9 protein-coding genes are annotated in these 12,900 nt (G+C 52.8%); 5 read left to right on the forward strand and 4 right to left on the reverse strand.

The genetic code is table 11. The annotated features are described in order from the left end of the window. A complete protein-coding gene (locus ABD843_RS12370; RefSeq protein ID WP_345083593.1) occupies window positions 1-501 on the forward strand; it encodes a phosphoribosyltransferase family protein in 501 nt (166 codons plus the stop codon). 60 nt (window positions 502-561) lie between these two features. On the opposite strand, the gene ABD843_RS12375 is transcribed toward ABD843_RS12370, so the two are convergent. After that, window positions 562-1,944 carry a DUF58 domain-containing protein gene (locus ABD843_RS12375; RefSeq protein WP_345083595.1) on the reverse strand — a complete coding sequence of 461 codons (1,383 nt, stop codon included), beginning with the start codon at window positions 1,942-1,944 and terminating at the stop codon, window positions 562-564. Between the two features lie 99 nt (window positions 1,945-2,043). Between ABD843_RS12375 and ABD843_RS12380 the strand changes: the two genes are divergently transcribed. Further along, on the forward strand, window positions 2,044-2,445 hold the full coding sequence (locus tag ABD843_RS12380; RefSeq protein WP_345083597.1) for a hypothetical protein: 402 nt from the start codon (window positions 2,044-2,046) through the stop codon (window positions 2,443-2,445). Here the strand turns inward: ABD843_RS12380 and ABD843_RS12385 are convergent, their stop codons facing one another. Further along, on the reverse strand, window positions 2,446-2,982 hold the full coding sequence (locus tag ABD843_RS12385; RefSeq protein ID WP_345083598.1) for a dihydrofolate reductase family protein: 537 nt from the start codon (window positions 2,980-2,982) through the stop codon (window positions 2,446-2,448). Window positions 2,983-3,249: 267 nt separating this feature from the next. Here ABD843_RS12385 and ABD843_RS12390 point away from each other — a divergent pair, with 267 nt between their 5' ends. The 3 genes from ABD843_RS12390 (at window position 3,250) to ABD843_RS12400 (ending at window position 7,720) form a co-directional block, all read left to right on the forward strand. Then, entirely contained in the window at window positions 3,250-4,155 is a 906-nt protein-coding gene (locus ABD843_RS12390; protein ID WP_345083599.1) for a hypothetical protein, read from the forward strand. A gap of 111 nt (window positions 4,156-4,266) precedes the next feature. Continuing rightward, window positions 4,267-5,268: a hypothetical protein gene (locus tag ABD843_RS12395; protein WP_345083601.1), complete on the forward strand. Its 1,002-nt coding sequence runs from the start codon at window positions 4,267-4,269 to the stop codon at window positions 5,266-5,268. After that, complete coding sequence (locus tag ABD843_RS12400; protein ID WP_345083603.1) at window positions 5,231-7,720, forward strand: hypothetical protein; 2,490 nt, start codon at window positions 5,231-5,233, stop codon at window positions 7,718-7,720. Before ABD843_RS12395 ends, ABD843_RS12400 begins: the two co-directional genes overlap by 38 nt. 10 nt (window positions 7,721-7,730) lie before the next feature. Here the strand turns inward: ABD843_RS12400 and ABD843_RS12405 are convergent, their stop codons facing one another. Next, window positions 7,731-11,669, reverse strand: a complete 3,939-nt coding sequence (locus ABD843_RS12405; protein WP_345083605.1) for a Pls/PosA family non-ribosomal peptide synthetase — start codon at window positions 11,667-11,669, stop codon at window positions 7,731-7,733. A 373-nt stretch (window positions 11,670-12,042) separates the two neighbouring features. After that, window positions 12,043-12,894, reverse strand: coding sequence for a segregation and condensation protein A (locus ABD843_RS12410; protein WP_345083607.1), 852 nt, complete (start codon window positions 12,892-12,894; stop codon window positions 12,043-12,045). Window positions 12,895-12,900 lie beyond the last annotated feature (6 nt).

The raw sequence follows: 12,900 nt of genomic DNA on the forward strand, positions 1-12,900 counted from the left end.
ATGAAAAAAAAGAGAGTACTTCTCCTCGATCAGGAACGTATAGAATTCAAGCTGCGCCGCATGGCTTACGAGATATGGGAGCGCAACAGCGATGAGAAAGAGATAGTGGTGATAGGTATAGAGAATACCGGCAGTATAGTGGCGGCCAACCTGGTGGCGATGCTGAAAAAGGTGTCTCCGCTGAAGATCAAGTTCATAACGGTGACCATCAACAAGAAGAGCCCGCTGGACTTCGTATTTGCGGTAGATGAGAACCTGAGCGGCAGAACGGTGGTGATGGTGGATGATGTGGCGAACTCGGGCAAGACAATGATGTATGCCCTGAACGGCATACTATCTTACGACCTGAAAAAGATAATGGTGGCCGTACTGGTGGACAGGAAACATAAATCGTTCCCCATAGCTGCCGATATAGTGGGTCATACCGTGGCCACCACGCTGCAAGACCATATAGAGGTAGAGACAACGGGAAAGAAGGTGACGGCCGTATACCTGGAGTAACAGGCCAGAAGAAAGATATTTTGTGGGTCGGCGTTATGCCGGCCCTTTTTTGTGCCGGTATTATATGACACCATAAGTGACCTTGCTGGCCTGCAGTATCTTTTCTATCTCTTTCTCGCGCTTTTGTACCTGCAGGCGCATGGGCGAGAAGGTCCAGCGGGCGCGTAGTTTGGAGAGGCGGTCCTGCGGGGGCAGGAAAATGAGCCTGCTGATCCAGGTGAGGGGTACAAAGGAGCGCAGAATACCCGATGCCTTTACGAAGTATACCACGGTAGATGCATCGCAATGTTCCAGCACCTCCTGCAGCTCTGCCATGCTGGTGAAGGAAGATATGCAGAGCACGGCGCCGGTGCGAGGGTTGAAGTACTGCCGCAGTGAGCGGTCGCGGTGCCAGTCGCTATTGGTGATGATGCGTGCCGGACGCTCATCCTCGGGCATATCGGCCAGGTTGAAGGACTGATCGGGTATGTAGCGCATCTCCCATTCCTTTTTCGACAGGGTGTCGTATACCGTCCATACACAGTTCTTGTAGTAGTTCAGCATTTCCTTCATGTAGCCATCGGCCAGCCATTGGGCCTTCACATCGGCATAGAAGGAGGCATGGAAATACAGGTGCGAAGCATAGGGCTCGAACATCTCGGGTATGCGCACCACCAGGTCGCGATTCTTGGCATATACCTTCCATACTATGCGACGCACATCGTCGCCGCTTTCAAAGTCCTTGTAATTGAGGTATTCGCCCTCTACCCGGCGCAATTGCTCTATGCGCACATCCATGTTCTCGGTCTTTTTGGGGTATACCTCGGCATCGTGCTGGCCGGTGAGCACGGGTGGCTGGTAGAAGTGGCCGCTCACCGGCTGCTCTACCGCCAGTGAGAAGATATGCAGCATATCCTGGAAGTAGATGAAGCCGCCTTTGAGGTCGTATTCCTTTATGTCGGGCAGGTATAGCCTGCTTTTGCCGCTTACTGCCAGGCGGCGCAGGCTACGGGGCCTGCGCTTGTCGGTCATGAGGGCAAAGCGGTCGGTCATGATGTTGTCGTCATAGTAGAGGCGGCCCTTTATGAAACCCAGTATGGGGCGGAAAGCGCCCTCTAGCTGGGCTATAAGGTATAGCTTATTGGTCTTGCCCTTCTTTGTCTCGGTAGCGAACTCTACATTCAGGGTCACGCCCTTTGATGCGCGCAGCCATGCGTAGTAGAAGTAACTGGCCAGTGTACTGAGCATGGACAGCAGTACCAATGCTACCAGTAACCAGAAGGCCAGCTTGCCCATGAGGATGATGAAGGGCATGAAGGGCGAAGGGTAGTCACCCTTGGGGGCGGGCTTGTACAGCAGCTTGAAGGCGGCCCATGCAGCTACCCCGCACAGCACAGTATTGAGCGTGAAGGGAAAGTACTGCCAGTAGTAGAGAAGCCGCCATTTCAGCTGTTTACGGTCCATATGGTGCCTGCAATGCGTGAAAGTAGCAAAAGCATCGTGTAAATGTTGTTAATTTAGTTGTGAAAGTATGCCGCCATGGGGGCTAACTTGCATCATTGAATGAGAACGGATGCTATGAACTGGATGATCGTTTCTATATTGTCGTGCTGTGGCCTGCTGATGGGAGCGCTGGCCGTGAACGGCTATACACAAAAGATAGAGCCATTTCTCTGGCTGCTCTTTGCGGTGGTGACCGCCCTGGTGGTAGCCCGGAACGTGGAGGGCAAAATATTTCTGCATGGGCTGTACATAGGCATATTGTGGGGCGTACTGAACGGCCTGAGCCAATGTGCCTTTTTCGACAGCTATATAGCCAACAACCCCTCTTTGAAAGAGAATTTCGATAAAGTGACCTTTATGCCTGCGCGTTTCTTTCCCCTGCTTACCGGCCCGGTGATAGGCGTGGCCGTAGGGGTAGCGCTGGGTGGCATATGCCTGGTGGCTAAAAAGATGGTAGGCTGATCAGTCGGCTTTCGGCTCATACCACGTCTGAACAAGGCCTGATGTGTATGCCATGGAGCGTACCAGCGATAGCTGCTGCTGTGGCCTGCCCTCATTGTACAAACGTATGCCGCCGCCTATGAACACCGGTATGACAGAGATGATATAGCGGTCTATAAGGTCTTCCTTCATCAGTTGGTTCACTACTTCGGCGCCGCCGTCTATGAATATGTCCTTGCCTTCGGTGCTTTTCAGCTCTGCTATAAGTGAGGCCAGGGGGCCGTTCACATAGGTCACATTATCGTCGCTGCCCGTGCGGCTCTGCGACCATACATAACATTTGCGGCCCTTGTGGGGGAATTCTATGCCGAAGCTCAGCACCTTGTCGTAGGTCTTGCGGCCCATTATCACGGTATCTACCGTGCTTACGAATTCGTGGTAGCCGTAGTCCTCGCCCGGCTTTTCTACTGCCGATAGCCATCCCAGGTCGCCATCTTCTTTGGCAATGTAGCCATCGGCGCTGGTGGCTATGTATAGTACAACTTTTCTGCTGCTCATAGGGATATGGATGATGTAGGATGCAAGTTATACCATGAGGACATAAAAACAAGGCCTATATTCAGCCCCTCCCGACCTCCCCCAAGGGGAGGAGATGGGCTCTGATCACACTATTTCATAATTATCAGATCCTTGAAGCTCCTTGATATTTTGCGTTGGTAGCCCTTGTGCTAGGGGTACATATCCACATCCTGTTAGTTAAAATATGATGGCTGTTCTGCTGTCCTGTTTTACTTTGTGCATAATATCACCAAATTCTCTTTTGCTATGAGGCCAACACTGTATCTAGCTGTACCACTTTTGCTGGTAGCAGGCACGCTGCGTGGCCAGCAAACCTTCAAGGCAGGGTGGAAGACCTATACTGCCGGCAGCATCATTCACGAGTACATTTACAACTACACCCATGCCGATAGTGTGCGGCTTTCGCTGGCGGACAGCATCATAACCTATATAGCGACCGACAGCTCGGTGACCATGACCGAGGCCGTGCGTGGCAGGGACAACAATGTGTACAAGACCATCAACTACTTCAGCCCCAAACGGCAACTGCTGAAGACCGAGGACTATAAGGATGGCAACCTGCTGGAGGCTAACGAATGGAGGTATGACGACAAGAACCGCAAGATATGCCACATACGCACCAATGCGCTGAACAGCAATGTGTATAAGAAGACCTATGACTACAGTGCGGACAAGAAGACAGGCGAGTCGGTGACATCGGAGTGCTCTTACTTTAACGGCAAGATAGAGTTCTACACCAAAATGTACTACGACAAGGAGGGCCAGAAGATAAAGGAGGTGCGGATGAACGACAATAACAAGGACGTGATACATGTAGAGAACTATACCTATGGCGAGAACGGCAAGGTAAAGGAACGGTCGGTGTATTTTCCTGAGTTCAAGATCACAAAGAAGTTTGATGAGCCGGCGGGGAATGTACCTTCCAAATGCTACGGTATAAAGCCTGTAGGTACTGCAGAGCGCGTGCACCCGGCATCGAAGGTGCCCTATATAACACGGGTGATAGCGCGAAACAAGGCCATGCTGCAAGACCCGGGCTGCAGGGAGTTCGAGTATACCTTTACCAACAACGTGAACTGTGTGATAACCATAGCCACCACCAAGGTGAACAATGGCCGCACGGTGCGTTACCGCTTCAAAGAGAAGGTATAAGGCTTTAACGATCTTTTATATGGTATAAAAGTTGTCAGTGAATGATACACTTCACTAACTTTATATCACTTTTCCACTTCTGTGTTCCTGCGAGCGATCTTACCGCTTTTTTTGCTGCTGCTACTGCTATCGGGCTGCGATACAGGCAACAGTAGACCCGTACATGCCTTCTACTACTGGCGCACCACCTTTGACGATAATGATACCGTATCTGCAGGGCTAATAGACAGGCTGGACGCGGCACACTTCTACATCCGCTATATGGATGTGGACATAGACAAGCGCACCGGGCAGCCGGTACCTGTGGCCGCCATAGGGCAGAAGAACAGGGGTAGTGCGGCGTTCACAGGCAAGAGCTTTACGCCCGTGGTATTCATTACGGCAAGGGTGTTCGGCAGCATCACAGATGCCGGGGCAGATACACTGGCCGAAAAGATAGCCGATAAGGTAGCCGAGATAAACCACCGCCTGGCCGCAGGTGCGAGTGGACCCAAAGAGTTGCAGATAGACTGTGACTGGACAGCGGCATCGAAGGAAAGATACTTCAGGTTCCTGCGAAGGTTAAGGACGCTGGAACCGGGTGTAGAGCTATCTGCTACCATACGCGCATACCCCTACAAGTACCGTACAAAAATGGGTGTACCACCCGTAGACAGGGGTATGCTGATGTGCTATAACATGGGTGGCATAAGCAATATGGCCACAAAGAACTCTGTTTTTGATGCTAAGGAGCTGGGCAAGTACCTTACGGTGGACAAATACCCACTGCCGTTGGATGCGGCCTTGCCGGTATTCGGCTGGCAGGTGTGGTTCGGCAATGGTAAGTACAAGGGTATCATACATGAGGACCTGCTGACAGGTAATGAGCAACTGTATGTAAGAGAGGGGGATAACAGGTATCGTTTCGTGACAGATACTGTCCTCGGTGACCGTTACTTCAGGGAGGGCGATGTATTGCGTGCAGAGTATGCCGGTGAGCACGAACTGATAGCAGCAGCGGATATGTTGCACAAAAAGCTACCCGATATGAGGCGGCTTGCATTTTTCGACTGGAACACTACATCCATTATACGTTATGAACATACCATACAGGCTATATATAGCCGCCATTAGCATCCTGTCGCTCACCGTATGGCCGCGTTCATCGCGGGGATGTGGGGCATACCTCACCGAAGGAGATACGAGGGTGTCGCTTTTCCTGCAGGAGATGGTGGGTAACGATGGCCTGTCCATGTTCTACTTCACCTACAGCTTTCTGAACGGGGGAATAGGCGAGGGCGACCGCCTGCGCAATGCCAATGAATGGAGCACCTATACATGGGGAGCCGCAAGACCGGCAGATATAGATACGGTGATGTACAATGTACCGGGATATGAGTTCGTAGATGCATATGCGAACAATGACTGGGGCAGGCTACGGCAGAACACCTTCATACAATGGCTGCTGCTGCCGCAGAACAAAAAGGCGATGGATTATATGCTCTTTGCCAAAAAGGTGGAACTGGCGCACAGCAGGTGGACCCAGGACGAACAGAACCTATGGAAATGGCGGATAGTAGATGTGGGTATGGATAGGGAGGGTGAATACTTCCTGATAAAAGATGCGATGGTACTATGCGAGAACGCAGATGTGGCGCAGTTCCTGCGGCAGCGGTATGCTTTCCAGGCCGTGAAGATGATGTACTATGAGAACTACTACAGCACCGATACCGTCATATGCGATGCCGATGGTGGTACAAAAGACAATACACCACTGATACAGTGCTACGAAAGATACCTGAAAGACAGACCAACGATAGTGGCCAAATGGGGGCGTTTGTACTACGGCCTGTCATTTGCCGATAAGAGGAAACGCGCAGCAGAGCTGATACGATGCTTTCACAGGTGCGATGAGAAGAAGGATTTCATATACAAGCACCTGAGTGCAGGTGAAGTGAACGACCTGCTGGCCACCGAAAAAAATAAGGAGATGCGCGCTGCCATATATGCATATAAGGGTATAAAGACACCCGGCAAGGCAATGGCGGAGATAAAGGCCGTGTACGAGAATGCCCCGGGGAGCGACTACCTGGGGCTACTGATGGTAAGGGAGATAAGCAAGCTGGATAACTGGGTATTGGGGCCTGAGGTGAATGGTTTCTATTCGGGATCGGATAGGGGAAGCGACTGGTATGATCATGGGGATACACTGGCACGTTTTTTTGCCCTGAAGAACCTGGCCAAGGACAAGGTATACATGAGGCAACTCATGAGCTGCCTGGAAGGCCTGCGGGACCTAAGAGGAAAGAACGCTACCCTGAGGATGCTGGCATTGGCGCATCTGCACCAGGTGGACAAGAACTTTGCAATGGCCGCTACATACCTAGACAAGATACCACGGCAGAAAGACCGTACCATAGAGCAGCAGCGCAATGTGGAGCGCATCATCCACATAATGAACACAGAGGATATAGCGGCCGGTACGGTGCAGCAAAAACTATACGAACACTTTGCGGTACTGGATGTGGTAAAGAAGGAGGCAGGGTACTGGGACTATTATTATCCGCCGGTGGATGTGCGCAGCGAGCTATACCTGATGCTGAGCGGGAAGTTCCGCAAAAAGGGCGATATAGTAATGGCCCACCTGTTGTTCAGAAAGGCAGATATGCAGGTGAACGATCATTGCGGGTATAACCCTCCCGGGGAGGACGATACGGAATTCCGTTATCACTATATACACCACCTGGACAGGTATGGCAGGCCGGAGGATGTAGATAGCCTGCTGGCCTTTTATGACAAGAAAGGCAAGACCGCATTCGAGCGGTCGGTGATGCCGGAGCGCAGGGGAAAGAATGAATGGTATGCAGAGCTGAAGGGTACACTACTGATGCGGCAGGGCAAATTCGAGGAGGCGCTGGCTGTCTACTCGAATTTGCCAGAGAATTACTGGGCTGAGAATTATGAGTTCAAAATATACCTGGACAGGCTGAATATAACGGCTGGCGGCACCCTGCTGCCCGAACCTGAGACCATGCCGAGATACTATGATATGGTAAGTAAAAAGTATGCCCTGCAGGATATAGTAAGGCTGCGTAAACAATTGCAAACGGAAAAGGATAGCACAAAGGTGGCGAGAATATGCTTTCAGCTAGGTAATGCATTCTACAACATGAGCTACTATGGGCGAGACTGGATGATGTATAGCTACGGATGGTCGAGCCACGAGAACGATGTATATGATGTGAACGGGAAGTGGGAGTATTTCAGATTCCGTTCTGCCGACCCGGTAATAGAGAAGGTATACTATAACTGCACATGGGCCATAAAAATGTATGAGAAAGCACTGGTGAATGCAAGGAAAGACAAGGAACTGGGTGCCAAAATAGTAATGATGCTGGCGCTGTGCGATGATGGGGACCGCTATTACAAATTCATAAAGAAGATGGAGCGCAGCGATCTTTATCCTCCTTTCGAACGGCCGAAGGATCTGACATCTCCTTACCTGAGCCTGTTGGGCAAGAGGTATAGCAGGACCAGAACTTATGAGTGGGCCTCGGTGAATTGTCCGGATATTGCAGGATATTAGAGGGTATGAACTATGCCGGCCTCACCGGGCTGCCCACCCAATTGCTATCGTTCTGCAGGTTCTCGCCCTTCATTACCAGAGACAGGGCCTCTACATTCACATCGTTCCCTATCTCGCTGTCATAGAGTATGATGCTGCGTGCGCCTATGCTGCAACGCGCGCCTATCTTTATCTTGCCTATCTTCATCACCCTGTCCTCGAAGAGGTGGGTCTGCGGGCCGCAATCTTCGTTGAAGGCGGTATCATCGCCTATCTCTACCATATCATGCTCGGTGATGTCGGTAGTGTTCATCCATACTCGGCGGCCTACCTTCACCCCGAAGAGGCGCAGCATGAAGGGCAGCCATGGGGTACCCTTCATATAATCGAGCAGGAAGGGTACGGCCAGCGATTCGTAGGTAGATGTGACCCCTTCGCTCAGCCATACGCGGGGTGTCCACATGGGTTGCTGTTCGGGCTTGTAGCGGCCTACGAGCAGCCATTTCAGCGCCAGTGTCACCAGCAGGGCGGGTACGCCCATGAAGAACAGGTAATAGAACGGTAGCTGCATGGCTATGGTCCACCAGTTGTCATCTACCAGCAGGTTGTGTGCATAGGCTATGAAGAGGATACTGCATATGAGGATAGTGGTCTCGGGCAGTATGATGCGTATGAGCTCTACTAGGCTGCGACCCAGTATGCGTGGTGGCGTAGGGCGAGATGTTTGCGTAGCGGGGAAAGTACGACTTTCCTGCCTGCGGGGTAATGGTATGGCCGGCGAGCCGAACCAGTCGCGGGCATCGCTGCTGTTCAACTGATCTTTGGAGGGTGGGGTAGATAGCACACCTATCAGCATACGGTCGGGCAGTTCGTAGCCCTGTGGTATGAGGGCGCTATTGCCTACAAAGCTGTTGTTGCCTATAACGGTCTTGTCCAGTATAAGTTGCTGGCCGCGCACATCGGCCTCGCCCAGGGTTACGGCATCGGCCACAAAGGCATCCTTACCTATCTCCAGCAAGGGATGGGTGACACTGCTGGCGGTAGATATCTCGGTATTGCTGCCCACCTTTGCGCCCAGCGCTCTGAACAGCAGCGATACATATACCGTGGCATACATGGGGTGCAGCACTATGAGCGAGAGGGACATGAGCTGGTCGGCGAACCACTTGCGTACATAGAAGAGGCTGTATATAGGGTACTTGCCGGGCTTTATGCCCCATTGCAGCAGGCGCGACAAGAGTATGGTGGTAAGGGTAAAGAGAATGATATAGCTGAGTGCCAGCGAAGGGGTGACGGTGAGGTAGCTGAAATCGTAATCGGGGGTGGAGTTGTCGAGGTTGTGAATGATGATGATGGTAGGCAGTAGCGGCAGCAGCACCACCACGGGGAACACCAGCAGCGACAGCAGGAAGATGAGCGAATACCTGCGGCGCTTGCCATTAGAGACCTGCAATGGCTGTGGCAGATCGGCAATGTTCTTTTTTTCTTTCAGTACGGCCGGGCTTCCCTGCCATACCTCGCCACTTTTTATGGTGTTGCCTGCCGAAAGGTGACTGAGGTCTTGCAGCTCGCCCCAATCCTCTACCGTAGTGCCACCTGCTATGACCGCGCAGGTGCCGATATAGGCATGATGGCCCAGGTGAATGCGGCGCAGCTTCAGCAGGCCGTCCTCTACATAGGCATTGTTCAACACCGCGCCGGAACTGATGCTGACATCGCTGCCTATGGTCACAAGGTCTTCGGCGCCTATGGTGATGGCGGCCAGTTGGGCATCCTTTGCCACCTTTACCCCCAGGCGGCGCAGGTAGCCACTATATAGCGGAGTGCCATTAAGGAACTGCGAAGGTAGCAGGCGCTGCATGGTCTTTACGAACCACCAACGGAAGTAATAGCTGCCCCAGAGTGGGTAGTCGCCCTCTTTCATACGGCCTATGACCAGCCATTTTATGACTATACTGCAGAGCGCGAAGAAAGGGGGTATGAGCAGGAAGAGGCAGAGGGCAGCGGCTATTGCGAGCGGTATATCATTGTACTCTTCTTTTACTATATAGTAACCGAGATAGGGAAAGAATATCTGTATGGCGAACAGGCCGTACATGAGCAGCAGCGAAATGGTCTGCGCCGCCCAGCAGATGTAGAAGCGTGCAGCAGGTATATTGTTGAACACCCGCCTGGCCTTTACCTGCTCTACCGGCTTAGTGGCCCAGTGCTCTGCCGCCTTGCTCAGCGGCCGGTGCATGTAAAGGTCCTTCAGCGATGCCTGGGGTATGGCCGCATCGCGACGCAGCCGCGATACTACGGCCGCCGCCAGCAGCGAATGGCCGCCGAGGTCGGTAAAAAAATCGTTATCGAGTGTGATGGTGCGATTGGGGAAGAATTTGCGCAATACAGATATGACCCGTTCGCCAATAGGTGCGTCTATATCTATCACCTCATCGGCCACGGGGCCTATATTCTCCAGCAGCATGGCCGGTATGGGTAGTGCCTTGCGGTCTATCTTGCCGCTGGGCAGGCGCGGCATCTCAGGCAGTTGCACTATAACGGCAGGTACCATGTAGGCAGGCAGCACACGCGCCAGTTCCTCGCGAATGCTTTGCTGGTTCATGCGTACAGGGTCGTCGCACACTACATAGGCCGCAAGGTGGTCTTGCCCGTTCAGGTCTTTCTTTACAGCTACGGCTGCGGCCGTAATGTCTGTAAGACCGCTGAGGCGGTTCTCTATCTCGCCCAGCTCTATGCGGTAGCCGCGCAGCTTTACCTGGTCGTCGAAACGGCCCTGGAAATCTATACTGCCATCGGTGTTTATGATGGCAGCATCGCCGGTGCGGTATATGCGGTCGCCGGGCATTTCGTGCAGCGCCTCGGACTTCGGTACGAATTTCTCCCTTGTCAGCTCCTCTCGGTCTATGTAGCCACTACTGAGGCCGGGACCGGCTATCACCAGCTCGCCGCGCTCGCCGCGGGGCAGGGGCTCCATTTTTTCATTCACTACGGCCAGCGCATAGTTGGGCAGAGGTATGCCTATGGTTATGGGGTCGCCGGGCTGCAGCTCTGCAATGGTGGCCGTTACCGTGGTCTCGGTAGGGCCATAGGTATTGAAAAAGCGGCGGGGCGGGGCAGACCAGCGAGCCAGTACCTGCGATGTGCAGGCCTCGCCACCGGCATTTACCAGGCGTATAGAGGGTATATCATCGTCCATAACGGCTAGCAGGCTAGGTACGGCGTGCAATACTGTGATGTCGTTGCGGCGCAGTACATCCGACAGTTCGTCTATGGACTTGGCAGTGGCGGCATCGGCCACCCATAGGGTAGCGCCCACCAGGTAGCCTATCCATACCTCCTCGCACCACATATCGAACGATACGGAGAAGCCCTGGTATACTTTGTCGGTGGGCTGTATGTCCAGTATAGCCTGCTCTGAGCGGGCGAAGTGGCAGATGGACCTATGCGATATGGGTATACCCTTGGGCTTGCCCGTACTGCCCGATGTGTAGAGCACATAGGCGGTATGGTGCGGGCGTGGACCGGGATGGGTATATACCAGTTCATCGGGCGACGGTGGGGGCACTACGGTATAGGCGGGGCAGGAGAGGTTCAGCGTAGTGGCGCTTATGTAGCCGCTGGCGCCTACCTCCTGCAGTACACCTTCTACACGCTCAGCAGGCATCTCGTGATCGAGGGGCACATAGGCGGCACCGGTCTTTACTATGCCCAGTACCGCCACATGCAGCTCTATGCCGCGGGGCCACCATACACCTACAAAATGGCCGGGACCTATGCCGCGCTGCGAGAGGTGATCGGCCATGGCATCGCTCCAGCGGTCTAGTTGGGCATAGGTAAGGTGGGTATCGTTGAAGATGAGGGCTACCTTATGGGGGTACTTTTGGGCAGTGGCACGGAAAATATCTGCAAGAGTTTCCTCATGCAGCAGGTCGGGACGATATGCACCAAGTAGTATGCCGGGGGTCATGGAACAATAGCCTGACAGATGCAGGCAGAACCTGCACCGTACAGTGCTGAAAAGTACGATAATACTTTATAACAGACATGACGGATGCCCGGGAGTTTAATGAGGTAGGGGCGAATTAACTTTTTATTAGTCGTTAGTAGATAGTCGTTAGTAGATAGTCATGAGTAGATAGTAGTTAGTAGATAGTCATGAGTAGATAGTCGTTAGTAGATAGTCATGAGTCGTTGGTTTCTGGTCGGGGTATTGAGAGGTGGTATCGGAAGGAGTATGTGGGACCTCCTGAAAACGACGATCCCTTGCTGGCCTACTGTTCGACAGCGCCTCACAAGGGACATCTTTTGAGTATAGCTACTCTATGCCTGGTATAGTGCAATTACTGTGCCAGACCGTCATCGTTGGCTGGTTCTTCGGGGGTATTTAACGTATCGTTGGCTGTTTCTATGCCTTCAGCGGGTTGTTCGGTGTCGGCGGCCTCATTGTCGCGGTCGGCACTCCACTCTACTATGAAATTATTGCGGCCCGTACCTATAAGTATGGCCAGGAATTTCTGCTGTATGAGCTCCAGCATGGCCAGGAAGGTGAATATGGCATGTATCCTGTTCTCGCAGGTAGCGAAGAGCATTTCGAAGGGCACACGCTTTTTTTCCTGCAGGTCGCCCATCAGGTAGGCACGCTGGCCTTCAAGGCTGTAGTTGTACTTCACTACCACATGCTGCGGCTTGGCATTGCGCTCGTTGAAGCGTTTTATGACCTTTTCGTAGGCCTGCAGCAGCTTGTACATGGTAACGGTCTGTATCTCGGTACCTTCTGAGTATGAGTCGGTGAGGCCGTCCATCTCCTGCTTTATGTTGCCGCGTTTCTGCTGCATCTGGCGGTCGGCCTCCATTACGGCCATCATTTCCGATGCCTCTTTGAAGCGCTTGTATTCCAGTATCTTATCTACCAGCTCCTGGCGGGGGTCTATCTCGTTGCCCTGTGCATCCAGCTCACGGCGGGGCAGCAGCATCTTGGCCTTTATGCGCATGAGGGTAGATACGAACAGTATGAACTCGCTGGCAAGCTCTATGTTCAGGTTCTCCAGCGAGTGTATGTACCCCAGGAAGTCGTTTGTAAGGCGGGCTATAGGTATATTATAAATGTCCAGCTCGTCGCGCTCTATGAAGAACAGCAACAGGTCGAAAGGACCCTCGAACTGGGGCAATTTTATCTGGTATGTATAGGACATTCAGCT

Source organism: Nemorincola caseinilytica, assembly GCF_039540515.1.
GTDB classification, from domain to species: Bacteria; Bacteroidota; Bacteroidia; order Chitinophagales; family Chitinophagaceae; genus Nemorincola; species Nemorincola caseinilytica.